The organism is Streptomyces sp. S6 (assembly GCF_054880855.1).
Map to the genome: position 1 here is coordinate 1 of NZ_JBTYMC010000075.1, position 26,292 is coordinate 26,292.

Below are 26,292 nucleotides of genomic sequence, written 5' to 3' on the forward strand. Positions count from 1 at the left end.
AGACGGCCGCCGCAGCGGAGGCCGCTGTGGACACCGCCGAGGCCGTCGAGGCACCGAAGCCCCGCCGGACCCGCAAGACCGCCGCCACCAAGGCCGCCGAAGCGGTCGTAGAGGCTGCGGAGACGGCCGAGGTCGCCAAACCGCGCCGCACCCGCAAGACGGCCGCCGCAGCGGAGGCCGCTGTGGACACCGCCGAGGCCGTCGAGGCACCGAAGCCCCGCCGGACCCGCAAGACCGCCGCCACCAAAGCCGCCGAAGCGGTCGTAGAGGCTGCGGAGACGGCCGAGGTCGCCAAACCGCGCCGCACCCGCAAGACGGCGGCTCCCGCCGAGGCCCCGGCCGCGCCGGCCGAGGCCGTCGAGGAGCCCAAGCCCCGCCGCCGTACGACCCGGAAGGCGGCCACCGTGGCCGAGATCCCGGCGCAGGCGACGGAGGAGCCGGTGGCGAAGCCGCGCCGGACCCGGAAGACGGCCGCCGTGGAGCCCACGGACGGCTGAGCGGCGACGCACGCACACGCCGATGGCCCGGCCCCCTCTCACAGGGGGCCGGGCCATCGGCGTTCCACGGGGATACCGGTACCGGCGCCCCCGACCTCCCCGGATACCCTCCCCACGTGAGCTTCCCCCTTCCCCCCGCAGCCCGAGCCGTCGTCCTCCGCACGCAGCGCGGCGGCTTCGCGGCGGTCGACACTCCTGCCGTTCCGGACGTGCCCTACCGGGGGTTGGCGCTGCTGCTGCCCGGGTTCACCGGTAGCAAGGAGGACTTCCACTTCCTCCAGGGGCCGTTGGCGGCGCGGGGGTATCGGACGGTGGCCGTGGACGGGCGGGGGCAGTACCAGTCGGACGGCCCCGAAGTGGACGAATCCGCTTACGCGCAGGGCGAGTTGGCGAAGGACGTGCTCGCGCTGGCGGAGTGCGTGGGGGCGCCGGCGCATCTGCTGGGGCACTCGATGGGCGGGCAGGTCGCGCGGGCGGCGGTGCTGCTGGACCGGTCCCCGTTCCGCAGCCTGACGTTGATGTCGTCGGGCCCGGCGGAGATCTCGGACTCGCAGAAGCAGCGCGTGAAGGCACTGCACGAGGCGCTGGCCGTGATGAGCATGGCGCAGGTGTGGGAGGTGATCGTCGCGATGGGGCCGCCGGAGGATGTCGGCGGGCCGACGAAGGGGTTCGGGACACCGGAGTTGCTGCGTGACCGGTGGACGGGCAACAAGCCGGCTCAACTCCTCGCCACGGGACGCCAGTTGTGCGTGGAACCGGACCGCGTCGCCGAACTGGCCGCCGTCCCGCTGCCGTGCCACGTGCTGTCGGGGTCGAGCGACGACACCTGGCCGCTGCCGCTGCTGGACGAGATGGCGGTACGGCTCTCCGCGCGGCGCACGGTGATCGAGGGGGCGGACCACTCCCCGAACCAGGACCGGCCGCTCCCGACCGCCGAGGCGCTGGCGGATTTCTGGGATGCACAGGCGGACAGCTGAAATGACCGGCGACCGGTACTAGTACTGCGTCTGCACGTGCTCCCAGAACCCGTCCCGCAGCGCCCTCCGCAGATCCGCCTGCCCCCGCAGCGAGTACTGGAGTATCCCCTCGGCCTCGACCAGGAGGTCCTGGTCGACGGAGCCCGGCAGGTACGGATGCCCCGGCAGGAGTTCCGCGAGGTTCGCCCGCCCCCGTTCCACCAGCCACTTCGCCGCGATCTGCGCGCCGACGAAGCGGACGTCCTCGCGGGTGGGGCGGGTGGCGGAGGCGGCCTCGTAGGAAGCGACGGCCCGGCGGGACACGTACGGCTTGAAGAAATCGAGGTCCAGCGTGCGCTGGCTGTCGACCTCCCAGAGCAGCGGCTCGGCCTGGTTGCGGCCCTCCGGCGCCTCGATGCCCCAGAGGTGGACGCGCGCGCCGTACCCCTGGGCCGCCTCGACCGCCGAGACGAGGTCCTCGTCGCCGCCGAGGAGGGCGGCGTCGCTGATCGCGCGGTGGCGGGCGAGGGATTCGAGATCCGTGCGGATGAGGGAGTCGACGCCCTTCTGCTGGTTGTTCGCGTTGAGGTTGCCCAAGCGAACCTTGACGTCGGGAAGCTCCGCGATCGACTGCTGTTCGGCGGTGTGGATGCGCCGCCGGGCGCCGTCGTACCAGTAGACCCTGAGGAGCCTGCTGTCCGCGAAGACCTGGCGGGCCCGGTCGATGAGCGCCTCCAGGAGGCCCTCGGCGTCGAGCTCGAAGGCTCTTCGGTCCTCCGTGCCGGCGATCAGGCGGCCGGCGGCGGCGTAGAGGTACCCCGCGTCGACGAAGATCGCGTGCGTCGAGGGTGTCTTCGCCACCTCGGCGAGCACCCGTCTGAGCAGGTCGTTCGTGTGGTCGATGCGGTCCGCGAGGGGCCTGAGGTCGTCACTCATCCTCCCCATTGTCCCGCCGGTCACGCAGCGAACACAACCGATCCCGTTCAGTCTTCCCTACTGCTTAGTAGTTAGCTGTTCGAAAAATTTCTTTAGCGTAGGGAATGTTCGTAACACGAGCCACGTTGACTGCTCATGTAACAGCGATTCTCCTCAGGAGGACAACCGACGAAGGGAGAAGCCAGTGCGCTTCGAAATCCTGCGACTCGACGACGTCGACGGCACGCCCGTGGACCGCACTGTCGTGGACGCCGCCTCCGTCAACCGGATCGTGCAGGACGCCGCCGCCATAGGGCAGCGCCTCTGGATCCGCCCGGCCGACAGCGCCGCCTCGTAACGCGCGAGCGCATCACACTTCAGAACCCCCGTACGGTGCCGACACCGTACGGGGGTTCTGCATGTACGCACGGGCTCAGGAGCCCCGGATCACCTGCGTCACCCCGTTGATGATCTGCTGCACCGCGATCGCCGACAGCATCATCCCGGCGAGCCGGGTCACGAGGACGACGCCGCCGTCCTTGATGACCTTGATGATCAGCAGCGAGTACCGCATCACCAGCCACAGCACGGCGTGGATCGCGAGAATCGCGCCCCACACGGACACCTGCGTCGCGACGCTGTCCGCCCTCTGCACGGCCAGGATGACCGACACGATCGCGCCCGGACCGGCCAGCAGCGGCATCCCCAGCGGGACGAGCGCCACATTGACGTCCTTGGTCTGCTTCGGTTCGTCGCTCTTTCCTGTCAACAGGTCCAGGGCGATCAACAGAAGCAGCAGTCCGCCCGCGATCATCAAGGCCGGCACCGAGACATGCAGATACGTCAGGATCTGGTGGCCCAGCAGCCCGAACACCGTGATCACCCCGCCGGCCACACAGACGGCCTGGAACGCCATCCGCTTCTGCACCTTCGCCGGGCGGCCCGAGGTCAGCGCGAGGAAGATCGGGGTGATCCCGGGGGGATCCATGATGACAAAAAGGGTGAGGAAGAGAGAGCCGAAGACAGCGACGTCGAACATGGGTGAAGAGCCTTGGGGAGAGGTTGGGACGAGAAAGGGACGGGAGGGGGATGGGAGGGGCAGGGGCAGCGGGGTGTTCCGGAGAGACGGCGAAGCGGGCGGATCACGGCACCGGCACGCCGGCCCGACGAACCCCGGACCGGCACAGACCCGGCGTCACTCGCCCGGCAGCACCGGAGACGCACCTCGGCCCGGCGGAAAGCCCGACTCGACGGCGGCCCGGCCCATCAGACCGACAGCCACAGCCCAGCCCGACCCACGGCCCCGCGGAACGCCGTCCCGGCGAAAGCCCGGCGGCAGCGCGGCGCCCCGCTGGACGCCTCAGGCTCCGCCGGCCCCCGGCACCGGGAACGCCCCCCACGCCCGGCGCGTGATCTCCCCGTACACCTCGGGGTCGGTCGTGTACTCCCCCAGCACGCACGTCTTGCGGCTGCCGTGGTAGTCGCTGGACCCGGTGACGAGCAGACCCAGTTCGGCGGCCAGCCCCCGCAGGCGCTCGCGGGTCGCGGGCTCGTGGTCCATGTGGTCGACCTCGATGCCGTCGAGCCCGGCGGCGGCCAGGTCGGCGATGGTCGAGTCGGGGACGGTGAGGCCGCGTTTGGCGGCGGCGGGGTGGGCGAAGACGGTGACGCCGCCGGCCGCCTTGACGAGGCGGATGGCCTCGAAGGGGTCGGTCTCGTGCTTGGAGACGTGCGCACGGCCGCCGTCGGCGAGCCACTGCTCGGTGAAGGCGTCACCGACCGACCCCACCACGCCCGCCTCGACGAGGGCCGCGGCGACATGGGGCCGCCCGACGGAGCCGTCCCCGGCGATCCGCGCGACCTGCTCCCAGCTGACGTCGACGCCGAGCGCCTGGAGCCGGGCGACCATCGCCTGGGCGCGCGGCACCCGGTCGTCCCGCACGAGTTCCCGCTCGGCGAGCAGCGCGGGTTCCTCGGGGTCGAAGAGGTAGGCCAGCATGTGCATCGAGATGCCGTCGATCCGGCAGGACAGTTCGGCACCCGTGACCAGCGTCAGCCCCTCGGGGAGCGCGGCGACGGCCTCGGCGTATCCGCGGGTCGTGTCGTGGTCGGTGAGGGCGACGACGTCGAGCCCGGCGGCAGCGGCGCCCCGGACCAGTTCGGCGGGGGTGTCCGTGCCGTCGGACGCGGTGGAGTGGCAGTGCAGGTCGATGCGCACGGTGCGTGCTCCAGGCGGGTGACGGACGGGACGAGGGTGAGCCAAGAATAACCGTCCCGGAAGGTGCGATTGTCACACCCCACCCTGGAGGTCACCCCTTACGGCCCCAGCAGGCGCGGCGACAACGCCCCGCACGGCACCATCTCCACCTCCGCCCCCGCGTCCCGCAGATCCGTCAGCACCAGCTCGTCGTACATCAGCATCCCCGACTGCTCCGGCCACACCACGGCCCACAGCCACATCCCCAGCGCCTCGCCGGCGAACACGGCACGGTCGTCCGGCGCCTCGGCGACGTGCCACAGGGGGGTAGGCCGGCCGGCGGCCAGGACCTTCGCCTGGGCGGGCTTCTCGACGTCGAGATGCGGGCCGGGGTCGGGGCCGTCGATGCCGGCGTAGCGCGCGCCGAGGCCCACGCCCAGTTCCTCGGCGACGAGGATCAGCTCGCCCATGCCGCCGAGCGGCCCTGGACCGGTGCAGGCGACGGCGCTGGCCCGCCCGCCGCTGCGGTCGTCACCGGCGCACGCGACCCCCGTGAACAGCCAGCCCACGGGCAGCGGCCACGGCATCCACACGGGCACCTGGGTGCGGTGCACCACCACGCCGAGCCCTTCGACGCTGGGCGGGATCACAGGCTGGACCGGATGCACCGTGCCGTGGACACCGCACTGCCAGGTGTCGGCGAAGAGACCGGGAGCCCGGACCCGGCCACCGCACTTCGGGCAACTGGGTTCGCCCCTCATAGAGCCCCACGGTCCTACCCTCCCCCGCCCGCGTCAAGCGGAGATCACCCGTCCGGAGCGAGGGGCACGAACTGACGGTGAGTTCGGTCACCCGGGGGTCAGGTCAGGTCGACGGACCTGCGCGCCGGGTCCCGCAGATCCGTCCCGCTCGCCAGCCACCGCTCCTGGAGCGCCTGCGCGCCGTGGACGCGTTTCCAGGCGGCCTCGTTGGGGGTCATCGGCAGGAGGGGGAGGAAGTGGACGGGGTCGAGGGGGGCGTCGAGTTCGAGGTCCTCGACGAGACCGCCGGGCTCGGCGACGAGGACGGAGGTGAAGGGGGCGCCCGGCCACAGGGGTTCACCGACGTCCAGCGAGCTGCCGGGGGCGACGACGACGCCCTCGACCTGCGGGGACGCGGCGAGGACGGCGAGGGGGCGAAGAACCTTGTCGGTGTCGGCGAGACCCGCGCGCACGGAGAGGATCAGCTCCGCGCGGGGGCCCTCGACGGGGTCGGCGGCAAAGGAGGTGGGGTCGTTCATGGGGCTTGCGGACATGCCGAGAGTGGCGTAGCGGACGACGCCGTCCCCCTGGAAACGGAGGACCTCGACGCGGTCGGTGCCGAGGAAGGTGACCGCCGCGCGGGCGTCCGGTTCACCCAGCGCGGTGAGCAACCGGGCCTCGACCAGGGGAAGAACATCAGCCATGTCGCGAGCATAGAACTCGTCAGTACGGGGCAAAGCAGCACCTTGACACTTCTGTCTGCTGATACTCTTTCGACGTCGCTCTGGGCTGCCGTGCAGAAGCATGACGTATCAAGCCCGCTCGACGAGGATCTCCCTTACGAGGGACCGGCCGGAGGAGGTGGGGCTGTCATGGATCGAAGTCACCCGTGCAGTACCACTCGCTCTTTCCGCCGCTGACGCGACAGCGTCCTTCTTTCTGTTCCTCGCCTTCCGCGGAAGAGCACTTCGTCTCACCTTGCGTTTCATCTCACTGAAACCTGAAGCAAGCCACCGCGACGGTGCGGTGCTTCCCGCTTTGTGGACGTACCAAACATCCTCACGCTCAGGACGTCCTCATTCCGGGCAGTTCCACCCGTCGGCGTGGCCATTCGTCACCGAATGCGTCACCGATGCGAAGGAGCCCTGCCATGTCCATGATCCACAACCTGCGCGCCGCGACGTCCCTGCGCAAGGACCGCAAGGCAGCTCCGCAGAGCGGCGCGTACGACACGACCCGCGACCCCGCGACGCCCTCGGCCGTCGTCGACTGCGCGATCTACCGCGACGGCGCGCGGATCGCCTACGACAAGTGCCTCACCCCGCACGAGGCGATGCGTCAGGTGCGCCGCTCCGGCGGGTTCGTGTGGATCGGGCTGCATGAGCCGACCGAGGCCGAATTCGCCGGTATCGCAAGCGAGTTCGGGCTGCACCCGCTCGCCGTCGAGGACGCCGTGCAGGCCCACCAGCGGCCCAAGCTGGAGCGGTACGACGACTCCCTGTTCACCGTCTTCAAGACCATCCACTACGTGGAGCACGCGCAACTCGACGCGAACAGTGAGGTCGTGGAGACCGGTGAGGTCATGTGCTTCACCGGCAAGGACTTCGTCATCACCGTCCGGCACGGCGGACAGGGTTCCCTGCGCGCGCTGCGCCACCGGTTGCAGGACGACCCCGAGTTGCTCGCGAAGGGGCCCTCGGCCGTGCTGCACGCCATCGCCGACCATGTCGTCGACGGGTACATCGCCGTCGCGGACGCCGTCCAGGACGACATCGACGAGGTCGAGACGGACGTGTTCTCGCCGGGGCGCAACGGGTCGCCCCGGGGGACGGACCCGAGCCGGATCTACCAACTCAAGCGTGAGGTACTGGAGTTCAAGCGGGCGGTGTCTCCGCTGCTGCGTCCGATGCAGTTGCTGAGCGAGCGGCCCATGCGGCTCGTCGACCCCGACATCCAGAAGTACTTCCGTGACGTCGCCGACCATCTCGCGCGCGTCCAGGAGCAGGTCCTCGGCTTCGACGAACTCCTCAACTCGATCCTCCAGGCCAACCTCGCGCAAGCGTCCGTCGCGCAGAACGAGGACATGCGGAAGATCACCTCGTGGGCCGCCATCATCGCCGTCCCCACCATGGTGTGCGGGGTCTACGGCATGAACTTCGACTACATGCCCGAGCTGCGCTGGAAGTACGGCTACCCCATGGTCATGGCCGTCATGGTCACCATGTGCTTCGGCATCCACCGCACGCTCAAGCGCAACGGCTGGCTCTAGGCTGACGCCATGACCTCCCCCCTCGACCGGGCCCTCGTAGAAGAGGCCACCAAGAAGTCGGGCCTCATCTGGGTGAGCGCCCGCCCCCTCTGGCACACCTGGCACGAAGGCGCGGCGTACGTCCTGGGCGACGGCCCCGGCGAACAGCCCCTCAACGGGCTGACCGAAGGGGGGACGGCCGAGGTGACTGTCCGCAGCAAGGACAAGGGGGGCCGGCTGGTGACGTGGACAGCGAGGGTCGTCCATGTGAAGCCGGGGACGGACGAGTACGCCTCCGCCACAGGCGAGTTGAAGACCAAACGCCTCAACGCCCCCGACGGCGAGGCCATGTTGGAGAGATGGTCCAGGGAGTGCAGGCTGCTCCGCCTGGAGCCGACAGGAGAGACGCTGCCGATGCCGGAGGGCGACTTGGCGTCCCGCCCGGTCCCGACCCCGGCGACAACCCGGCAACCGATCCCGGCGGCGGTACCCCGCCTGCTGTTCCGGAAACGCAAGTAGCAAGCGGCTGAGCCGAGTTCGGCACCGCCGAAGACCGCCGCGGCGGAGAAGAGAGGACGGCGGGATGTTAGAGAGACACGAGCGACAGGTCTTTTAGGGACACGCGGGCCAGCACGTCGAAGAAGCGTGCGCACCGAGGTTCTGGAGGGGCGCGGGGCTGTATCGACGCACCCCAACACCCCCTCAAGAAGCCGGAAGTTGCTTCCCGTAATCCACAGTGTCCCCCTTCTCCGGCTCCGCCAACTCAAAGTCCTGCCCCCACGAAGAGAACGCCAACGACCCGGCGCTCCCGGCGCGTTGGAGCAGCAGCGGATACGGCTCGCCCTTGAGGGAGACGTCCAGCGTGCCGCCGCCCCCCTTGTCCCCCGTGATTCTGATCGTGCGGGTACCCGACTGTTCGTGGTGCCCGTCCTTGGAGAGCGACCCGTGGAGGGTCAGGAGCCCGTCGAGAAGGAGGTCCTTGTCCGTGAAGCCGCTGAATTTGGTGTACGAGGCATCGCCGGCCGGGATCCTGACGTACTTGCCGTCCAGCTTGCCGGCGGCGGCCGTCGCGTCGCCGTCCTGTTTCCAGAACCCGGCGTCGGCCTTCAGATACAGCTTCTCGCCGACCCTCAGCAACTGGAACGTCGTCCCCTGTGAGGAGACCGACCCGGTGCCACCGTCCTTCTTGAGGCGCATGTCGAGCCGGTACGTCCGCCCGTTGGTGACGACGCTCCCGGCGAGCCGCACGGCGTCCACCCCGGACGCCGCCGCCTTGGCCTTGGCCTGGATCTTATCCGGCGCCAGCTTCCCCACCCCGTTGGTGCCCGCGTCGGGGTCCTCCCCGCCGCACCCGGTCAACCCCACGGCGAGCGCGCACACCACCCCGAGCAGTGCGGTGCGGGTGCGGGCCGGAGAGGAAGCGGTCACGGAAGACGCTCGCTTTCAGCACAGACGTGAGGGGCGGCGTACGGCAGCGTACCGGGGTCGCGCGCGACCGGCGGACGCACGTCTTCCGTACCCCTCACCAGGGCGTATCCGATCGGGACGGGCTAGCCTTAAGCCCTCCCGAGCCGACAATCCGGACCAACCAGCCGCCGATCCGGACCTCCCAGCCAGCAACCCGGACCATCGCAAAGGAACCCCCGTCATGGCAGCCGGCGCCCCCCGGATCTTCGTCTCGCACCTCTCCGGTGTCGCCGTCTTCGACCCGAACGGCGACCAGGTCGGCCGGTTGCGCGACCTCGTCGTCATGCTCCGCACGAACCGCAGAGCCCCCCGCCTCCTCGGCATCGTCGTCGAGCTGTCCACGCGCCGCCGGATCTTCCTGCCGATGACCCGGGTGACCGGCGTGCAGTCCGGCCAGGTCCTGACGACCGGCGTCCTGAACGTCCGCCGCTTCGAGCAGCGCCCCACGGAGCGCCTCGTCTTCGGTGAGCTCCTCGACCGCCGCGTCACCCTCGCGGAGACCGGCGAGGAGGCGACCGTCCTCGATCTGTCGGTGCAGCAGCTGACGGCCCGCCGGGAGTGGGAGGTGGACCGGGTCTTCCTGCGCAAGGGCAGGCCCGCGAGCACGTTCCGCCGGGCGAAGGGCGAGGCGGTGACCGTCGAGTGGGGTGCCATCGACGGCATCTCGCTGGAGGAGGAGGGCCAGGGCGCCGAGAACCTCCTCGCGACGTTCGAGCAACTGCGCCCGGCGGACCTCGCGAACGTCCTGCACCACCTCTCGGCGAAGCGGCGCGGCGAAGTCGCGGCGGCTCTCGACGACGACCGCCTGGCCGACGTCCTCGAAGAGCTCCCGGAGGACGACCAGATCGAGATCCTCGGCAAGCTGAAGGAGGAGCGCGCGGCGGACGTCCTGGAGGCGATGGACCCGGACGACGCGGCCGACCTCCTCGCCGAGCTGCCGGAGGCGGACCAGGAGCGCCTGCTGTCGCTGATGGAGCCGGACGACGCGGCGGACATGCGGCGCCTGCTGCGGTACGAGGAGCACACGGCGGGCGGCCTGATGACGACCGAGCCGATCATCCTGCGGCCGGACGCGACCGTCGCCGACGCCCTCGCCCGCATCCGCGAGCCCGACCTCTCCCCCGCGCTGGCCGCCCAGGTCTACGTCTGCCGCCCGCCGGACGAGACGCCGACCGGCAAGTACCTCGGCACGGTCCACTTCCAGCGCCTCCTGCGCGACCCCCCGTACACGCTCGTCGGCTCGATCATCGACGACGACCTACGGCCCCTGAACCCGGAGGCCGCGCTGCCCGTCGTCGCCGGGTTCTTCGCGACGTACGACATGGTCGCGGCGCCGGTGGTGGACGAGTCGGGGTCGCTGCTGGGCGCGGTGACCGTGGACGACGTGCTGGACCACATGCTGCCGGAGGACTGGCGGGAGAACGAGTTCCACATCGGGGAGGAGGCGGTCAGTGATGGCGCCTGAGAAGACGTCCCGGCCGCGCGTGCGGCTCGATCAGCCGCGTCCGCAGCGGCACCGGTTCCTGCCGGAGTGGGATCCGGAGGCGTTCGGGCGGCTGTCCGAGCGGATCGCGCGGTTCCTGGGGACCGGGCGGTTCATCGTCTGGATGACCGTCGTCATCGTCGTCTGGGTGCTGTGGAACATCTTCGCCCCCGCCGACCTGCGGTTCGACAACTATCCGTTCATCTTCCTCACCCTCATGCTCTCCCTCCAGGCGTCCTACGCCGCCCCGCTGATCCTGCTCGCGCAGAACCGGCAGGACGACCGGGCGCGGGTCGACCTCGAACTGGACCGCAAGCAGAACGAGCGGTCGATCGCGGACACCGAGTACCTGACCCGGGAGATCGCGGCGCTGCGGATCGGGCTCGGGGAGGTCGCGACGCGGGACTGGATCAGGTCGGAGCTCCAGGACCTCGTCAAGGAGTTGGACGGACAGGGCGTATTCCCGGCGGACCGGTCACCTGTGCGTGACATGGACGACCGCTGAGGGGCGTGCGGGTGGCGCCCACGGCCGCCGTACCATCGTCGTATGGCTAGCGAAGACGCGGTGCGCGAGGCACTGGCGACGGTGAACGACCCCGAGATCAACCGGCCCATCACCGAGCTGGGGATGGTCAAATCGGTGGAGATCGGTGCGGACGGCGCGGTCGCGGTGACCGTGTACCTGACCGTCTCCGGCTGCCCGATGCGGGACACGATCACGCAGCGCGTGACGGACGCCGTCTCGGCGGTCGAGGGGGTCACCCGGGTCGACGTCACGCTCGACGTGATGAGCGACGAGCAGCGCAAGGAGCTGGCGACGGCGCTGCGCGGCGGGCAGACCGAGCGCGAGGTCCCCTTCGCGAAACCGGGTTCCCTCACCCGCGTCTACGCGGTCGCCTCCGGCAAGGGCGGCGTCGGCAAGTCCTCGGTGACGGTCAACCTGGCCGCCGCGATGGCCGCCGACGGCCTGAAGGTGGGTGTCGTCGACGCCGACATCTACGGCCACTCCGTCCCCCGCATGCTCGGTGCGGACGGCCTGCCCACGCAGGTCGAGAACATGATCATGCCGCCCTCCGCGCACGGCGTGAAGGTCATCTCCATCGGCATGTTCACGCCGGGCAACGCGCCGGTGGTGTGGCGGGGCCCGATGCTGCACAGGGCTTTGCAGCAGTTCCTCTCGGACGTCTACTGGGGTGACCTGGACGTCCTCCTCCTGGACCTCCCCCCGGGCACCGGCGACATCGCGATCTCGGTGGCCCAGCTGGTCCCCAACGCCGAGATCCTGGTGGTGACGACCCCCCAGCAGGCCGCCGCCGAGGTCGCCGAGCGGGCCGGCGCCATCGCCGTCCAGACCCACCAGAAGATCGTCGGCGTCGTCGAGAACATGTCCGGCCTGCCCTGTCCCCACTGCGGCGACATGGTCGACATCTTCGGCACGGGCGGGGGGCAGTTGGTCGCCGAGGGCTTGACGCGGACGACGGGGGCGACGGTCCCGGTACTGGGTTCCATCCCGATCGACGTCCGTCTGCGGGAGGGCGGGGACGAGGGCAAGCCGGTGGTGCTGACGGACCCGGATTCGCCGGCGGGGTCGGCGCTGAGGGGGATCGCGGGGAAGCTGGGGGGACGACAGAGGGGCCTGTCGGGCATGTCCCTCGGGATCACACCACGAAACAAGTTCTAGCCGACGGCCAAGGGGAGCGAATCTTTCAGGGGCGCGAGCGACCACGAACAACTGGTACTCGCGCCCGTTCCTCAGCGCCCCACGGCGTCTAGGCGTACTCGCCGATGTCCTTCACGGTCGAGAACCCGAGCCCGTACGCACTCATCCCGCGCCCGTACGCCCCAAGATGCACCCCCTGCTGAGTGGACCCAGCCAGTACCCACCCAAATTCTGACTCCCGATAATGAAACGGGGTAGGCACCCCGTCCACCGGCAGGGTCAGAGTGGACCAGTCCTCACCGGCGAGATCGTCTGCGAGGACCCACGCCGTCTCCGTCTGCTGGTCCAACCAGTCGTCCCGCAGACTGTGATCCATCTGACCGGGCCAGGTGAACGACAGCAGCCCGACCCCCGCCAACCACGCGGCGGACGAAACAGAGGTCGCTTCCAGCAACCCCGTCCCATCCGCACTCCTCCGGGACGGATTCGCGGCGACGGTCACGACGACCGCGAACTTCCCCCGGTCCTCCCCCGCGGTCTCATGGCGGACGGACGGCTCATCGCCATGCCCGACGGACCCGTGCTCGACGGCCCCGTCCGCCGCCGTCCCGACCTGCATCAGCCACCGACGCCCCGTGTACGCCTCGTCCAGGCCGTACCAGGGGAAGGACGCCTCCAGGAAGCCGTCAACCACGCGCCGGACGGCGGACGCTTGCCCGCCCTCCGCGACCGCTCGACTTGTCGTCTCCATCTGCCCGGACGCCTCCTCGCTCACGGCGGACCGGTACGGCCCGCCCCCCTTCGGGCGCACACGTCCGGTCCGCACAACAACTCGGCAGCATATCCACCCGGTGAGCGGGCCGGGCGTACGGCTCAGGTGGCGTCGTAGTCGAAGGGGGGCCGGCCGTCGTCGTCCGGCTTCTTCGTGAGGTCCGCCTTCTTCGTGAGGTCCGGCTTGGAGAGGTCCGGCGTGACGGGGCCGGGCTTGCTCATGTCGACCTTGCCGGACGGCAGCGGCGTGGACGCGGACTCGGCCGTGGTGTGGATCGCCTCGGAGACCTCCGCCATCTCCGACTTCAGGTCGAAGCCGTTGCGGATCTCCTTCAGCCCCAGCTCGTCGTTGTCCAGCTGCTTGCGAATGAACGTCTTGGGGTTGAGGTCCTCGAACTCGAAGTCCTTGAACTCGGGGCCCAGCTCGTTGCGGATGTCCTGCTTGGCGCTGTCCGAGAACTCACGGATCTTCCGGATCGTGCGCGCCACGTCCTGGATGACCTTGGGGAGCTTGTCCGGACCGAAGATGAGCACGGCCAGGACTGCGAGGGTCACCAGCTCAAGCGGTCCTATGTCATTGAACACCTGAAGCTCCTTGCGATGTCCGCGGTCCTCGGCCCTCCCCGGTACCGGCGGGTCCTTCCGTGGTCCGGGCCGCCTCCAAGGTACCTGTCGCACCTGTCGTACCGGTACCGCCCGCACCCCTCCGGGACATCCCGGACGGGCGGTTTTCCGCGTTGTTTGCCTTGTGGGGCGGGTGCGTGCCGGTCGGCTGTGAGGTTTCCGTCAGTTCCGGTCCGCACCCGTTTCTCACCCTCCGGCACTCCCCAGCACCAGCGACATCGCCCTCGGCTTCCCGTCGCGGACGACGGTCAGCTCCAGCCGGTCGCCCGGACGGTGCGCCCGCACCTTGACGATCAGTTCGTCGCTGGAGTCGATGGGCCTGCCGTCGACCTCGGTGATCACGTCCCCCGGCTCGATCCCGGCGAGGTCCCCGGGGCCGCCCACGGTCACCGGCGGGCCGGCGTCCCCGTTGTCCGTGCGGACGCGGGCGCCCTGGCCGGTGTAGGAGAGGTCGAGGGTGATGCCGATGATCGGGTGGGTCGCGCGGCCGGTGTCGATGAGTTCCTCGGCGATCCGCTTGCCCTGGTTCACGGGGATGGCGAAGCCGAGTCCGACGGAGCCCGCCTGTCCGGTGCCCGCTTCCGTGCCGCCCGCCGAGCGGATCGCGGAGTTGATGCCGATGACCCGGCCCCGGGCGTCCAGCAGCGGGCCACCGGAGTTGCCCGGGTTTATCGGCGCGTCCGTCTGGAGCGCGTCCACGTACGACACGTCGCTCCCGTCGCCGCCTGCGGTGATCGGGCGTTCCTTGGCGCTGATGATGCCCGAGGTGACCGTCCCGGACAGGTCGAAGGGGGCGCCGATCGCGACGACCGGGTCACCGACCTGGACGCCGTCGGAGTTCCCGAGCGGGAGGGGGGTGAGGTTGCGGACGCCCTTGACCTTGACGACCGCGAGGTCGTAACCGGCGTCCCGCCCGACGATCTCCCCCGCGACGGCCTGGCCGCCGTTGAAGACGACCGTTATCTCACCGCCGCCGCCCGCGGGCTGGACCACGTGATTGTTCGTGAGGATGTATCCCCGGTCGTCCAGCACGAACCCGGTCCCCGTCCCCGACTCCCCGCTCCCCTTCACATGCAGGGTCACCACACTCGGCAACGCCCTGGCGGCGATCCCGGCAGTACTGTCGGCCGCCCGCCCACTGGGCTCGGGCGGCGCCTGCGGCAACTGGATCCCCCCGATCCCGTTCCGCTCCAACTGCACCCCGACATACCCCCCGACCCCACCGGCCACCAGCGCCAACAAAACGGCCCCCGCGAGAATCCCCTTCCACCGCTCCCTCTTCCGCTCCTTCTCCGACCGCACCGCCTCCCCCGTCTGCTGCAACGGCGCCACCGCCCAGGGGTCATACCGCCCCCACGGCTCCCCCTGCGCCACACCGGGGTGCTGCACGGGGGGCGCGTCCGCCCAGGGGCCGGGCTGGCCGTAGGGGGGCGTGCTGTATTCATCGGTGCGGTGGAGGGGGGCGGGGGTGTCGAAGGGGGGTTCGGGGACGAGGCCGGCGGGGGCGTCCGGTGTCGGGGCGAGGGGCGCCTCGGGGAGGGGGCTCACGGGGGTGTCCGGGGCCGGGACGAGAGGCGTCTCCGCAACGAGGCGGGCGGAGGCGTCCGGCGCCGGGGCAAGGGACGTCTCGGGGACGAGGCTCACGGGGGTGTCCGGCGCCGCGTCGAGGGGCACCTCCGGGACTAGGTGGGCGGAGGCGTCCGGTGTCGGGACGAGGGTTTCGGAGACGAGGCTCGCGGGGGCATCCGGCACCGCGAGGGGCGTCTCCGGAACGAGGCGGGCAGAGGCATCCGGCGCCGGGACGAGGGTTTCGGGGGCGACCGGCACCGCACCGCGGGGCGCTTCGCGAACGAGGCTCGCGGGGGCGTCCGGCATCGAGGCGAGGGCCGTCTCCTGTACGGAGGCTCCCGGCACAGCACCGAGAGGGGCTTCGGAGAGAAGGCTCGCGGGGGCATCCGGCGCCGCGTCGAAGGGCGTCTCGGGGACGAGGCGGGCGGAGGCATCCGGCGCCGGGACGAAGGCCGTCTCGGGGACGAGGCTCGTGGAGGCGTCCGGTGTCGGGGCGGGGTCCGGTTCCGAGGTGGGAGGTGTGGCGACGGGCTCGGCGTCGTTCTTCGTCAGTGGCACCGCCGGCCGGTCCGGCCCCCTCAACTCGTAGTCCCCGTCGCCTTCTTGGGGCCGGGCCAACTCGAAGTCCCCGGCATCGTCCACCTGATCCCGGCTGCTCACAGCCTCCTCAGCACCCCCGCGCGCCCCGCCACCGACCACGTCCTCAACCCCTTCCGAACGCCCAGCATCAAAATCCGCCGACTCCCCAGCAGCGCGCGCCTCCGCCACCCCCTTCAGTCCACCGGCCCCGGCAGCCGCCGTCCTCTCGGAACCCTCCCCGAGACCGAGCCTGCCTGCCACCGGCTCCGAGGACCACGCGCCCACGGGCGTCACCTCCGCAGCCACCCGAGACTTCTCAGCGCCCCCGGATCCACCCGACCCGATGGCCGCCGTCCCCAGGGGGTCCCCGGCACCGGACGCGCCCCGCATCTCACCGTCCGATTCCCCGGCACCCACGGCCATCACCTCCGCAGTCACCCCAGACTCCCCGGCGCTACCCCCGGCAGCCGCCGTCCTCTCGGAACTCTCCCCGAGGCCGGGCCTGCCAGCCACCGGCTCCGAAGACCGCCCGGCACCGGACACACCCCGCGTCTCGCCGGTCGGCTCCCCGGCGTCACCCCCGGAGGGCGACGGTGTGGCCCCTTCGGCTCCCCTCGGCTCCCTGTCCATGCTCTCCCCACCAGCCGACCTCGGCCGGACACGTGGGGGCGGCGGGGTCGGACGTCGTCTGCGCGTCCGGCCGGGACGGCGTGGACGCGGGTACTCGCTGGATTCAACCAGGTCGGGCCACGGTGCGCAGACGGTGTGTCAGCGGGTGTCCGGGGACGGCAGGCCGGGGGTGGTGGGCCAGGTCACGGAGAGCGGGCGTATCAGGGGGGACATGGCGGCGGCACCGGCGACGACCGGCGCGGTCAGTGCGCGCAGCGCCTCTTCGTGGCGCGCGGAGACCGGGGTGGGGATCCCCGGCAGGAGCGGCGCGGACACCTCGGTGGGGGCGGTGGGGGTGTCGCGCAGGACACCCTGCCCGCCCTGGGAGAGGAGGGGACCTGCGGCCCGGCGGCGCAGGGAGTCGGGGACGGCCGCCCCCGGCGCCCGGGACGGCGTGACATTGCTGCCGGCCCCACCCCGCGCCTCGGTCGACTGGTCGATCGGCGCGGACCCGGTGACCCCGCCCAGCGCGATCGCGGCGAGCGACACGGCCCCGGCGGCGACGAACGCGAACCGCATGCCGCGGGACCGCTCCTCGTGCCGCCCGACGGGATGCACAGGGAAGCCCTTCCCGGCGACGGCGACGGAGGCAGAGGCGGAGGCGGAGGCGGAGAACGCGGCGGACGGCTCACGAAAGGCCCGCACGGACACGTCCCCCACGGCCTCGCGTTCCTCCCCCGCCAGGTACCCGAACTCGAACGCCTCTCCCGCGCGTCCCCCGAAGACCGGCCCGCTCCCGAACGGCTCGGAGTCACCGAACCTCCGGGAGCCCGGTCTGGGACTCCGCTCACCGCCGAGCGCGCCGCTCCCGAGCGGGCCGACTCCGCCCCCGGGAAGCCCTTGGAGGCGGGCGAGGAAGCTCTCGGAGGGGGCCGGCGGGGCCACTTCGGAGAACACGCTCTTGAGCCGGCGCTGCGCGTCGACCTCGGCCTTGCACTTGGAGCACGTCGCGACGTGGGCGAGGACGCGCTCGCGCGCGTCGTGGCCCAGCTCTCCGTCCACCAGGGCGGAGAGCCGGTCGCCTAGATGCTGCTCCGCGAGATGCCGTCCCGCGGGAGTTTTGGGCCTGGAGCCACCGAGTCCACTCACGCGGTCGCGCCCCCTCCCCCCAGAACGGGGACACGGGCCATGAACGTCCGCCGCCGCTCGGCCTCGCGGGCCTGCGGGGAGCGGTGCGCGAGGGCCTTGCGCAGCTGGGAGCGGCCCCGGTGGATCCGGGAGCGGACGGTACCGAGCTTGACGCCGAGCGTCGCCGCGATCTCCTCGTACGACAGCCCCTCGATGTCGCACAGCACGACGGCCGCGCGGAACTCGGGCGCGAGGGTGTCCAGCGCCTGCTGGACGTCCGCGTCGAAGTGGGCGTCGTTGAAGAGCTGTTGGGGCGTCGGCTCCTTGCTGGCGAGCTTCTCCGCGGCGTCTTCCCCGAGGGCGTCGAAGCGGATGCGCTGCTTGCGGCGGACCATGTCGAGGAAGAGGTTGGTGGTGATCCGGTGGAGCCAGCCCTCGAAGGTGCCGGGCGTGTAGGTCGACAGGGAGCGGAAGACGCGGACGAAGACTTCCTGCGTCAGGTCCTCGGCGTCGTGCTGGTTGCCTGTCAGGCGGTAGGCCAGGCGGTAGACGCGCCCGCTGTGCATGCTGACGATCTCCTCCCACGTGGGCGGAGTCCACGCCTGCCCGTCCGCGTCGGTGGAGAAGGTCGCGGTCTGGGCGTAGGCGCCGGCGTGGCTGCGGTCAGCGGTGTCGTTCACGGATTTCGGCCTGCCCGCCGACCCGAGAAAGCGCCGGAGCACTCCTCCCCGATCCACAGACTGGGCCGCACCTCCCCTGTCGGCTCTGGTGGTGTCCAGTGGAGCCCCTACCATAGCCACCTCGCCCGTTAGCTCCGGATAAGCGGTTTTACCTGAATTTGATCTGGGCTGATACGGCTCATACGGCTGCGTCCGGCCGAACTCGCCGCCCCTCCCGCCTTCGTGATCCAACTGTGTCCCCCCGTCACCGTTCCCACCCCTTCAAACGCACAGTCCCATCTGCGGGTTCCCGCCCGCAGCGGATACAGTCACGCCGAAGCACATCGTGGGGATGAGGAGAGGGTCATTACCGGCAACCGGCAGGCAAGCTGGGCGTTCGCCGACGCCTACGCCGCCGAGGACGACGCACTGCGCTGGGCGCGGGAGCGGGCCCGTGAGGCAGGGCTGCGCTCGGTGTCGCCCAGCACGGGCGCCGCGCTGCGGTTGCTGGCCGCCACGGTCGACGCGAAGGCGGTCGCCGAGATCGGCACCGGCACCGGCGTCTCCGGTCTGCACCTCCTGCACGGCATGCGCACCGACGGTGTCCTGACGACCGTCGACCCCGAGCCGGAGCACCAGCAGTTCGCCCGGCAGGCGTTCCGCGCCTGCGGGTTCGCGAGCAACCGGGCGCGGTTCATCCCCGGGCGCGCGCTGGACGTGCTGCCGCGGCTCGCGGACGCCGGATACGACCTCGTCTTCTGTGACGGGGATCGGCTGGAACTGCTCGACTATCTAGCTGAATCGTTGCGCCTGCTGCGGCCCGGCGGGCTCGTGGTCTTCGAGGGCGTCTTCGCCAACGGCCGTACCGTCGACTCCGGCCCCCAGCCCACGGAGGTGGTCCGGGTGCGGGAGCTGCTGCGCACGGTGCGCGAGAGCACCGAGATGGTGCCGTCGCTGCTGCCGGTCGGCGACGGGCTGCTGTGCGCCGTCAAGCGCTGACGCTGTGAAAACGACAGTCCCGGCGCCGCACGCGATGCCGGGACTGCCGTAAGGGGCTGCTTGCGGTCAGCTGACGACCTTGTTGAGGGCCTCGCCGAGCGCCAGGGCCTCGTCTGGCGTCAGCTCGACGACGAGGCGCCCGCCGCCTTCGAGAGGAACGCGCATGACGATGCCCCGCCCCTCTTTGGTCACCTCAAGCGGGCCGTCGCCCGTCCGCGGCTTCATGGCCGCCATGCTCGTTCCCCTTCCTGAAACCAGCTCAACCGTCAAAGCCGACGGCCCCTGGGAGGGCACGCGCGGTCCTGCGTGGGACACGCGACACCGGCATCGAACACATTGCTTCCAAGCCATTATCCCGCATCGCAGGACCCGATGACCAACTTCGGACGGCATCGCTTGCGCAACGCGCGCGAGCAAAACCACCCAATTCGGCGTTGTGGCTGCGATACTGCTCCGCCGCATCGCGTTAGGCCGTCCGGGAACGGACCCGGATTCTTTGACGCAGGTCACACCACCCGTCCGGTCCTCGGACGGAGAACTCCGCCATGCTGAGTCCACACGTTCTTGATACGGAGGGGCATTCCATGGCCGACGCGGTGCTGTACGAGGTGACCGACGGACTGGCGATCATCACTCTGAACCGTCCGGAGAAGATGAACGCGCTGAACCTTGAGGCGAAGGCCGCGCTGCGGGACGCCGTCGTCTCCGCCGCCTCCGACGACACCGTGCGGGCGATCCTGCTGACCGCCGCCGGGGACCGGGCGTTCTGTGTGGGGCAGGACCTCAAGGAGCACATCGGGCTGCTGCTGGAGGGTTCGGACGCGGTGATGAGCACCGTCAGCGAGCACTACAACCCGATCGCCCGCGCGCTGACGAGTGCCGCGAAGCCGGTCGTGGCCGCCGTCAACGGGGTCGCCGCCGGCGCCGGGTTCGGGTTCGCCCTCGCCGCGGACTACCGGATCGTCGCGGACACCGCGTCCTTCAACACGTCCTTCGCGGGTGTCGCCCTCACCGCCGACTCCGGCATCTCCTGGACCCTCCCGCGCGTGGTGGGCCCCTCCCGCGCGATGGACCTGCTGCTCTTCCCCCGCAACATCAGTGCCCAGGACGCGCTCGGCCTGGGTATCGCCAACCGTGTCGTCCCCGCCGCCGACCTCCACGCGGAGGCCCTGAAACTGGCCCGCTCCCTGGCCGAGGGGCCGACCGTCGCATACGGCGCCATCAAGGAGTCCGTCGCCTTCGGGTTGACGCACTCGTTGACGGAGACGCTCGACAAGGAGGACGAGTTGCAGACGCGCGCGGGCGCGGCGGAGGACCACAAGATCGCGGTGTCGGCGTTCGTCCACAAGGAGGCGCCGAAGTACGTGGGGCGCTAACCCCGCGCGCCGCAGTCCTTGAGGTGGTCGTTGACCAGCCCGCACGCCTGCATCAGCGCGTACGCCGTCGTCGGCCCGACGAACCTCAGCCCCCGTTTCTTCAGCTCCTTGGCCAGCGCCTTCGACTCGTCCGTGACGGCGGGGACGTCGGCCAGGGACCTGGGCGGCCTGCCGGGTTTCTTCGGGGCGTGGGACCAGATCAGTTCGTCCAGTTCGCCCGGTTTCCAGTCGGCCAGCACGCGCGCGTTGGCCATCGTCGCGTCCACCTTGGCCTTGTTCCGGATGATGCCGGGGTCGTCGAGGAGGCGGGTGCGGTCCTCGTCGGTGAAGGCGGCGACCTTGGCGATCTGGAAGTCGCTGAAGGCGGTGCGGAAGGTGGGGCGGCGGCGCAGGATGGTGATCCAGGAGAGGCCGGACTGGAAGGCCTCCAGGCTGAGGCGCTCGAAGAGGGCGTCGTCGCCGTGGACCGGGCGGCCCCACTCCTCGTCGTGGTACGCGACGTAGTCCGGCGTGGAGAGCGCCCAGGGACAGCGCAGGACGCCGTCCTGGCCCGCGAGGGCGTCGGTCACTGGGTGTCCTCCGGCTGCTTCTCCACGGAGACGCGGGGGGCCGTCAGCGCGGCCTCCAGGTCGGCGATCCGGGCGTCCCGCTCGGCGAGTTCGGCGGCGAGGCGGCCGAGTGCGTCGTCCACGTCGGACATCCGGTAGCCGCGTACGGCGAGCGGGAAGCGGAGGGTGTCGACGTCCGCGCGGGTGACCGGGCGGTCCCACGGGAGCGGGTCGTGCAGCCGCTGCGGCGCTTCCTCCGGCAGCGGTCCCGTGCCCTCCCCGCCGCCCACCACGGCGAGCGTCACCGCGGCGACCACCACGGCGAGCGCGATGACCAGGAACAAGAACATAACCATCGGCGGGCCCCGCTCGAACGTCGGACGTGTGTGCCTCCGATCGTGCCATGCGGGTACGGCGGTTAGGGTCTCAGGCGGCGGATGTCCCGCATCTACTAGGTAGGAGAGGTCACAGGGGATGCTCAGGCTGGGCAGGCGTGAATTCGGTACGCACGAGCCGGTGATCATGGCGATCGTCAACCGGACCCCCGACTCCTTCTACGACCAGGGCGCCACGTACGACGACGAGCCGGCCCTCGCGCGCGTCGCCCAGGCTGTCTCCGAGGGCGCCGCGATCGTCGACATCGGCGGCGTCAAGGCGGGGCCCGGCGAGGAGGTCACCGCCGAGGAGGAGGCCCGTCGGACGGTCGGTTTCGTCGCGGAGGTCCGGCGGCGGTTCCCCGATGTGATCATCAGCGTCGACACCTGGCGGGCGTCCGTCGGCGAAGCCGTCTGCGAGGCCGGCGCGGATCTTCTGAACGACGCGTGGGGCGGCGTGGATCCGGGGCTGGCGGAGGTCGCCGCCCGCCACGGCGCCGGCCTCGTCTGCACCCACGCCGGCCGCTCCGAACCCCGCACCCGTCCGCACCGGGTGGCCTACGACGACGTCATGGCCGACATCCTGGACGTGACCGTCGGCCTCGCCGAGCGCGCGGCCTCTCTCGGCGTCCCCCGCGAATCGATCCTCATCGACCCCGGCCACGACTTCGGCAAGAACACCCGGCACAGCCTGGAGGCGACCCGGCGGCTCGGGGAGATGACCGCGACGGGGTGGCCTGTGCTGGTCTCCCTGTCCAACAAGGACTTCGTGGGCGAGACGCTCGACCGGCCGGTGAAGGAGCGGCTGATCGGGACGCTCGCGACCACCGCCGTGTCGGCGTGGCTGGGGGCGCAGGTGTATCGGGTGCACGAAGTCGCCGAGACACGGCAGGTGTTGGAGATGGTCGCGTCGATCGCGGGGCACCGGCCTCCGGCGGTGGCGCGGCGGGGGTTGGCGTAGGGGTTCACCGGCTGGGCGTTCAGTCGGCGGTGCGGCCCACGTGCTCGATATGGAGGTGCCGGGCCTCTTCGTCGATGCGATACAGAATGCGCCAGGGGCCGTGCCGGAGACGGCGGTGCTGGGTGCCCCAGGCCCGCGACCCTTCCGGCCTGGGGTCCTCGGTGAGCCGATCCGTCACCTGGAGGAGAGAGTCCACGGCCGGGGCGTCGTCCTTCAGGAATCCGACGGCCGCGTTCAGCGCCGTCGGTTCCCACTGGACCTGCCAGGTCACTCCGGGTTCCTCCCCGCCGCTTCGAGGAGTGTCCGCCGCGCCTCGGCATGAGGCACCGGGGTCTCGCCGCGCCCGAGGGCACGATCACGCTCCAGCCGCGCCAGGGCCAGCGCGTCCTCAAGATCCTCAAGCTCGGCCGGGGAGATGAGGACGGCGGTCGGGATACCGCGGTCCGTCAGGGTGATGTGTTCGTGCTGGGCGGCTCGGCGAGCGAGTTCGCCGAGCTTACCCCTCGCTTCAGCGATGGGATATGTAGCAGACATGAATCTACTGTACAGCTAGATGACACTTCATGCGGCGGTGGAGGCTCTCGGCACCGAGCCGGCGCCGAGAGCCCTCGACCGCGCGTTCTACCGCGCCGCCTCCTTGGACACCAACGCCACCGCCTCGTCCACATCGTCCGTCACGTGGAACAGCAGCAGGTCTTTCTCGGACGCCTTCCCCTCGGCGACCAGCGTGTTCTTGAGCCAGTCCACCAACCCGCCCCAGTACTCCGTGCCGAAGAGGACGATGGGGAAGCGGGTGACCTTCTGGGTCTGGACGAGGGTCAGGGCCTCGAAGAGTTCGTCGAGGGTGCCGAGGCCGCCGGGGAGGACCACGAAGCCTTGGGCGTACTTGACGAACATCATCTTGCGGACGAAGAAGTAGCGGAAGTTGAGGCCGATGTCGACGTAGGGGTTGAGCCCCTGCTCGAAGGGCAACTCGATGCCGAGGCCGACGGAGACGCCACCCGCCTCGCAGGCGCCCTTGTTGGCGGCTTCCATGGCGCCGGGCCCGCCGCCCGTGATGACGGCCCAGCCCGCGTCGACCAGCGCGTGGCCGAGCCGGACGCCCGCCTCGTACTCGGGGGACTCCGGCTTCGTCCGCGCGGAGCCGAACACGCTGATCGCGGGCGGGAGTTCGGCGAGCGTGCCGAACCCCTCGATGAACTCCGACTGGATGCGCAGGACCCGCCAGGGGTCGGTGTGGACCCAGTCGGAGGGGCCGCCGGCGTCCAGGAGGCGCTGGTCCGTCGTACTCGCCGTGACTTGGGAGCGCCTTCGCAGGACCGGGCCCAGACGCTGTTCTTCCGGCTTGGGGGTTCCCTCGACCGTCATATTGCGCTCCCTCCGACGTGCTGGTGTTCCGTACCCCAGCCTAGATCCGCGGGGGTTACGGACGGGGGACATCAGCGTGTCAGCCAGGTCCTGAGCCGCTCCTCGGCGTGCAGGACCTTCGCCGTCTCGACGCGTTCGTCCCGCTTGTGCGCCAACAGGGGGTTGCCGGGGCCGTAGTTGACCGCTGGGACGCCCAACGCCGAGAACCGACTCACGTCCGTCCAGCCGAACTTGGGGCTCGGGGTGCCGCCGACCGCCTCGACGAACGCCGCCGCGGCCGGGTGGGAGAGACCGGGAAGGGCGCCGGGACTGTGGTCGGTGACGGTGAACTCCTCGTAGCAGCCCGCGAACACCTCACGGACGTGCGCGATCGCCTCGTCCTCGCCGCGGTCCGGCGCGTAGCGGAAGTTGACGGTGACGACGCACTCGTCCGGGATGACGTTCCCCGCCACGCCCCCGGTGATCCCGACGGCGTTGAGGCCCTCGCGGTACTCCAGGCCGTCGATGACGGGACGGCGCGGCTCGTACGACGCGAGGCGGGCCAGGATCGGGGCGGCGGCGTGGATGGCGTTGGCGCCCATCCAGGAGCGGGCGGAGTGGGCGCGCTCGCCCCGGGTCGTCAACTGCACGCGCAGCGTCCCCTGGCAGCCGCCCTCGACCTGGCCGTCGGACGGCTCCAGGAGGACCGCGAAGTCGCCGGCCAACCACTCGGGGTGGGCGCGGGCGACGTGGCCGAGGCCGTTGCGGGTGGCCTCGACCTCCTCGTTGTCGTAGAAGATGAAGGTGAGGTCCCGGTTGGGCGCTGGCACCGTCGCCGCGATGCGGAGCTGGACCGCCACCCCGGACTTCATGTCGCAGGTGCCGCACCCCCACAGGACGCCGTCGGCGTCGAGCCGGGAGGGGACGTTGTCCGCGATCGGGACGGTGTCGATGTGGCCGGCGAGGATCACCCGCTCCGGCAGGCCGAGTTCGGTGCGGGCGACGACGTTGTTGCCGTGGCGGTCGACCCTCAGATGCGGAAGGGCGCGCAGGGCGGCCTCGATCGCGTCCGCGAGGGGCTCTTCCGTGCCGCTCTCGGAGGGGAAGTCGACGAGACGCGCGGTGAGCGCGGCGGCATCCAGCGTGAGGTCAAGTGGGGTGTCGGCCATGGCATCGACCCTAACGCGCCAAGCCGTGCGCCCAGTCTTCCCACCTGGCTCTCGGGAAACCGTACTCTCCAGTACCTTGTACGCGTGTCAGCCCCGTCCCCCTCTCCCAAGCGCCGTGGCCGCGCGTTCCGTTCCCTCGCCGCGGTCGTCGTCCTGCTCGCCGTCGCGGGCTATGTGGTGGTGCAGTACATCACCGGCGGCACCGGTGATCCGGGCTGCAAGGTCGTCGCCGAGAAGGGTGGCGCGACCTACGAGTTCACGCCGGAGCAGGCCGTGAACGCGGCGACGATCACAGCCGTCGGCACGAACCGGGGCATGCCGCAGCGGGCGGTGACGATCGCGCTGGCGACCGCGCTCCAGGAGTCCGGGCTGCGCAACCTCCCGCACGGCGACCGGGATTCGCTCGGCCTCTTCCAGCAGCGGCCCTCGCAGGGGTGGGGCACCGAGGCGCAGGTCCAGGACCCGGCGTACTCGGCGAACATCTTCTACGAGCACCTCGAAAAGGTCCGCGGCTACACCGACCTCCCCCTCACCGTCGCAGCTCAGCGCGTCCAGCGCAGCGGGTATCCGGACGCGTACGCCAAGCACGAACCCGACGCGACGGTCCTCGCCGCCGCGCTGACCGGCCGCTCCGCCGCGACCCTGACCTGCACCGGACGGCCCGACGCGACCGTCGTCAAGACCGGCGCGGACGCCGTACGGGCCGCGCTGGTGCGGGACTTCGGGCGCGAGGCGGTCCAGTCGGCGGGGACGGCGTCCTCGGCGGGCGCGAAGGACGAGGGGCCCACCGCCCTGAGCGGCGGCCAGACCGTGTCGCTCCCGGTCGTCGGCGACACGTCCTCCGCCGGGCGCTCGGTGCCCGAGCGGGGGTGGCAGCTCGCGCACTGGGCCGTCGCCAACTCCTCGGCGCTGCACATCCAGCGGGTCAGTTACGCCGGGAAGACGTGGGTCGCCGGGAACAGCGACAGCAAGTGGCGGCCGGCCGGTACGAGCAGGGCGGGCGGCAGCGAGTCGGTGCGGATCACGACCGATCAGTAGTACGAGGGGTCAGCCCTGCGGGGTACGGGTGGTGGAGTGGGGTGGCGGGATATCGGCCCCTGGGGGCCCTCGTCGTCGTCCCCCTCGAATCCCTTGGGAACACAGGGGTTCAGTGGGGTCGTGAGGTTTCGGGGACGACGGTCTTTGCCCGTTTTTATCCACAGCCGATAATGCGACGCATTGCCAGGTCTTTGCGTTCGGGGTTCGCAACCTTCCTGGGGCTTCGGGGTGTTCTCACGGCGTCAGAGTCCGAACCAGCTTGCTAGGAGCGACATGTCCTCCCTTCCCCTGACCCGTCGGATCGCCCGTGCCGTCGCGTACGCGTTGTACGAGGTGATCGAGGAAACCGGCTGCGTCGCCCTCTTCCACACCGGCCAG

The 26,292-nt window shown here is 70.8% G+C and carries 29 protein-coding genes and 1 pseudogene; 12 read left to right on the plus strand and 18 right to left on the minus strand.

Features of this window, described 5'->3' with window-relative positions; all coding sequences use genetic code 11:
- A pseudogene (locus ACVNF4_RS13315) lies at window positions 1-497 on the plus strand (DEAD/DEAH box helicase); the annotation flags it as partial.
- Between the two features lie 116 nt (window positions 498-613).
- On the plus strand, window positions 614-1,474 hold the full coding sequence (locus tag ACVNF4_RS13320; protein ID WP_461802980.1) for an alpha/beta fold hydrolase: 861 nt from the start codon (window positions 614-616) through the stop codon (window positions 1,472-1,474).
- Window positions 1,475-1,492: 18 nt separating this feature from the next.
- Here the strand turns inward: ACVNF4_RS13320 and ACVNF4_RS13325 are convergent, their stop codons facing one another.
- Complete coding sequence (locus ACVNF4_RS13325) at window positions 1,493-2,389, minus strand: NYN domain-containing protein (protein ID WP_461802981.1); 897 nt, start codon at window positions 2,387-2,389, stop codon at window positions 1,493-1,495.
- Between the two features lie 184 nt (window positions 2,390-2,573).
- Between ACVNF4_RS13325 and ACVNF4_RS13330 the strand changes: the two genes are divergently transcribed.
- On the plus strand, window positions 2,574-2,726 hold the full coding sequence (locus tag ACVNF4_RS13330; RefSeq protein WP_461802982.1) for a hypothetical protein: 153 nt from the start codon (window positions 2,574-2,576) through the stop codon (window positions 2,724-2,726).
- A gap of 75 nt (window positions 2,727-2,801) precedes the next feature.
- Here ACVNF4_RS13330 and ACVNF4_RS13335 read toward each other — a convergent pair whose 3' ends face one another.
- From ACVNF4_RS13335 to ACVNF4_RS13350, 4 genes are all read right to left on the minus strand, one after another.
- On the minus strand, window positions 2,802-3,407 hold the full coding sequence (locus ACVNF4_RS13335; protein ID WP_461802983.1) for a MarC family protein: 606 nt from the start codon (window positions 3,405-3,407) through the stop codon (window positions 2,802-2,804).
- A gap of 321 nt (window positions 3,408-3,728) precedes the next feature.
- Window positions 3,729-4,586 (minus strand): PHP domain-containing protein, encoded by an 858-nt coding sequence (locus tag ACVNF4_RS13340; RefSeq protein WP_461802984.1) that lies wholly within the window; start codon window positions 4,584-4,586, stop codon window positions 3,729-3,731.
- A gap of 98 nt (window positions 4,587-4,684) precedes the next feature.
- Window positions 4,685-5,326, minus strand: a complete 642-nt coding sequence (locus ACVNF4_RS13345) for a DUF6758 family protein (protein ID WP_461802985.1) — start codon at window positions 5,324-5,326, stop codon at window positions 4,685-4,687.
- A gap of 98 nt (window positions 5,327-5,424) precedes the next feature.
- The gene (locus ACVNF4_RS13350) at window positions 5,425-6,009 is read right to left on the minus strand and encodes a suppressor of fused domain protein (RefSeq protein ID WP_461802986.1); all 585 of its coding nucleotides are present in this window, start codon (window positions 6,007-6,009) and stop codon (window positions 5,425-5,427) included.
- A gap of 446 nt (window positions 6,010-6,455) precedes the next feature.
- Between ACVNF4_RS13350 and ACVNF4_RS13355 the strand changes: the two genes are divergently transcribed.
- Window positions 6,456-7,574: a magnesium and cobalt transport protein CorA gene (locus tag ACVNF4_RS13355; protein WP_461802987.1), complete on the plus strand. Its 1,119-nt coding sequence runs from the start codon at window positions 6,456-6,458 to the stop codon at window positions 7,572-7,574.
- 9 nt (window positions 7,575-7,583) lie between these two features.
- The gene (locus ACVNF4_RS13360; RefSeq protein WP_461802988.1) at window positions 7,584-8,072 is read left to right on the plus strand and encodes a hypothetical protein; all 489 of its coding nucleotides are present in this window, start codon (window positions 7,584-7,586) and stop codon (window positions 8,070-8,072) included.
- Window positions 8,073-8,255: 183 nt separating this feature from the next.
- Here ACVNF4_RS13360 and ACVNF4_RS13365 read toward each other — a convergent pair whose 3' ends face one another.
- The gene (locus ACVNF4_RS13365) at window positions 8,256-8,981 is read right to left on the minus strand and encodes a hypothetical protein (protein WP_461802989.1); all 726 of its coding nucleotides are present in this window, start codon (window positions 8,979-8,981) and stop codon (window positions 8,256-8,258) included.
- Between the two features lie 220 nt (window positions 8,982-9,201).
- On the opposite strand from ACVNF4_RS13365, the gene ACVNF4_RS13370 reads away from it, so the two are divergent.
- The 3 genes from ACVNF4_RS13370 to ACVNF4_RS13380 are packed head-to-tail and all read left to right on the plus strand — an operon-like array spanning window position 9,202 to window position 12,184.
- On the plus strand, window positions 9,202-10,485 hold the full coding sequence (locus tag ACVNF4_RS13370) for a magnesium transporter MgtE N-terminal domain-containing protein (RefSeq protein ID WP_461802990.1): 1,284 nt from the start codon (window positions 9,202-9,204) through the stop codon (window positions 10,483-10,485).
- The gene (locus tag ACVNF4_RS13375; protein ID WP_461802991.1) at window positions 10,475-11,008 is read left to right on the plus strand and encodes a DUF1003 domain-containing protein; all 534 of its coding nucleotides are present in this window, start codon (window positions 10,475-10,477) and stop codon (window positions 11,006-11,008) included. The genes ACVNF4_RS13370 and ACVNF4_RS13375 overlap by 11 nt, the downstream gene beginning before the upstream one ends.
- Before the next feature lie 42 nt (window positions 11,009-11,050).
- Complete coding sequence (locus ACVNF4_RS13380) at window positions 11,051-12,184, plus strand: Mrp/NBP35 family ATP-binding protein (protein WP_461802992.1); 1,134 nt, start codon at window positions 11,051-11,053, stop codon at window positions 12,182-12,184.
- A gap of 88 nt (window positions 12,185-12,272) precedes the next feature.
- On the opposite strand, the gene ACVNF4_RS13385 is transcribed toward ACVNF4_RS13380, so the two are convergent.
- The 5 genes from ACVNF4_RS13385 to sigE form a co-directional block, all read right to left on the minus strand.
- Window positions 12,273-12,914: a hypothetical protein gene (locus tag ACVNF4_RS13385; RefSeq protein WP_461802993.1), complete on the minus strand. Its 642-nt coding sequence runs from the start codon at window positions 12,912-12,914 to the stop codon at window positions 12,273-12,275.
- 122 nt (window positions 12,915-13,036) lie between these two features.
- Entirely contained in the window at window positions 13,037-13,519 is a 483-nt protein-coding gene (locus tag ACVNF4_RS13390; protein WP_461802994.1) for a sec-independent translocase, read from the minus strand.
- A gap of 225 nt (window positions 13,520-13,744) precedes the next feature.
- A complete protein-coding gene (locus tag ACVNF4_RS13395; protein ID WP_461802995.1) occupies window positions 13,745-15,787 on the minus strand; it encodes a S1C family serine protease in 2,043 nt (680 codons plus the stop codon).
- Between the two features lie 687 nt (window positions 15,788-16,474).
- Window positions 16,475-17,464 (minus strand): anti-sigma factor family protein, encoded by a 990-nt coding sequence (locus tag ACVNF4_RS13400; protein WP_461802996.1) that lies wholly within the window; start codon window positions 17,462-17,464, stop codon window positions 16,475-16,477.
- A complete protein-coding gene (sigE, locus tag ACVNF4_RS13405; protein WP_461802997.1) occupies window positions 17,461-18,165 on the minus strand; it encodes an RNA polymerase sigma factor SigE in 705 nt (234 codons plus the stop codon). The genes ACVNF4_RS13400 and sigE overlap by 4 nt, the downstream gene beginning before the upstream one ends.
- A 237-nt stretch (window positions 18,166-18,402) precedes the next feature.
- Between sigE and ACVNF4_RS13410 the strand changes: the two genes are divergently transcribed.
- Entirely contained in the window at window positions 18,403-19,101 is a 699-nt protein-coding gene (locus ACVNF4_RS13410) for an O-methyltransferase (RefSeq protein ID WP_461803006.1), read from the plus strand.
- A 66-nt stretch (window positions 19,102-19,167) separates the two neighbouring features.
- On the opposite strand, the gene ACVNF4_RS13415 is transcribed toward ACVNF4_RS13410, so the two are convergent.
- Window positions 19,168-19,335, minus strand: coding sequence for a DUF3117 domain-containing protein (locus tag ACVNF4_RS13415; RefSeq protein ID WP_187747395.1), 168 nt, complete (start codon window positions 19,333-19,335; stop codon window positions 19,168-19,170).
- Window positions 19,336-19,685: 350 nt separating this feature from the next.
- Between ACVNF4_RS13415 and chcB the strand changes: the two genes are divergently transcribed.
- Entirely contained in the window at window positions 19,686-20,477 is a 792-nt protein-coding gene (chcB, locus tag ACVNF4_RS13420; protein ID WP_461802998.1) for a 2-cyclohexenylcarbonyl CoA isomerase, read from the plus strand.
- Here chcB and ACVNF4_RS13425 read toward each other — a convergent pair.
- Both ACVNF4_RS13425 and ACVNF4_RS13430 read right to left on the minus strand, forming a co-directional pair.
- Entirely contained in the window at window positions 20,474-21,046 is a 573-nt protein-coding gene (locus ACVNF4_RS13425) for a DNA-3-methyladenine glycosylase I (RefSeq protein WP_461802999.1), read from the minus strand. The two genes, chcB and ACVNF4_RS13425, sit on opposite strands and share 4 nt — an antisense overlap.
- Entirely contained in the window at window positions 21,043-21,375 is a 333-nt protein-coding gene (locus tag ACVNF4_RS13430; protein ID WP_461803007.1) for a DivIVA domain-containing protein, read from the minus strand. Before ACVNF4_RS13430 ends, ACVNF4_RS13425 begins: the two co-directional genes overlap by 4 nt.
- Before the next feature lie 124 nt (window positions 21,376-21,499).
- Here ACVNF4_RS13430 and folP point away from each other — a divergent pair, with 124 nt between their 5' ends.
- A complete protein-coding gene (gene folP, locus ACVNF4_RS13435; protein WP_461803000.1) occupies window positions 21,500-22,360 on the plus strand; it encodes a dihydropteroate synthase in 861 nt (286 codons plus the stop codon).
- A gap of 19 nt (window positions 22,361-22,379) precedes the next feature.
- Here the strand turns inward: folP and ACVNF4_RS13440 are convergent, their stop codons facing one another.
- The 4 genes from ACVNF4_RS13440 to dapE all read right to left on the minus strand — a co-directional run bounded on the left by ACVNF4_RS13440 (window position 22,380) and on the right by dapE (window position 24,876).
- The gene (locus ACVNF4_RS13440) at window positions 22,380-22,631 is read right to left on the minus strand and encodes a type II toxin-antitoxin system RelE family toxin (RefSeq protein WP_461803001.1); all 252 of its coding nucleotides are present in this window, start codon (window positions 22,629-22,631) and stop codon (window positions 22,380-22,382) included.
- Window positions 22,628-22,894, minus strand: a complete 267-nt coding sequence (locus tag ACVNF4_RS13445) for a type II toxin-antitoxin system prevent-host-death family antitoxin (RefSeq protein WP_461803002.1) — start codon at window positions 22,892-22,894, stop codon at window positions 22,628-22,630. Before ACVNF4_RS13445 ends, ACVNF4_RS13440 begins: the two co-directional genes overlap by 4 nt.
- Before the next feature lie 87 nt (window positions 22,895-22,981).
- Window positions 22,982-23,728 (minus strand): LOG family protein, encoded by a 747-nt coding sequence (locus tag ACVNF4_RS13450; protein WP_461803003.1) that lies wholly within the window; start codon window positions 23,726-23,728, stop codon window positions 22,982-22,984.
- 71 nt (window positions 23,729-23,799) lie between these two features.
- On the minus strand, window positions 23,800-24,876 hold the full coding sequence (gene dapE, locus ACVNF4_RS13455) for a succinyl-diaminopimelate desuccinylase (RefSeq protein WP_461803004.1): 1,077 nt from the start codon (window positions 24,874-24,876) through the stop codon (window positions 23,800-23,802).
- Between the two features lie 84 nt (window positions 24,877-24,960).
- Here dapE and ACVNF4_RS13460 point away from each other — a divergent pair, with 84 nt between their 5' ends.
- A complete protein-coding gene (locus tag ACVNF4_RS13460) occupies window positions 24,961-25,914 on the plus strand; it encodes a heavy metal transporter (protein WP_461803005.1) in 954 nt (317 codons plus the stop codon).
- Window positions 25,915-26,292: the final 378 nt, after the last annotated feature.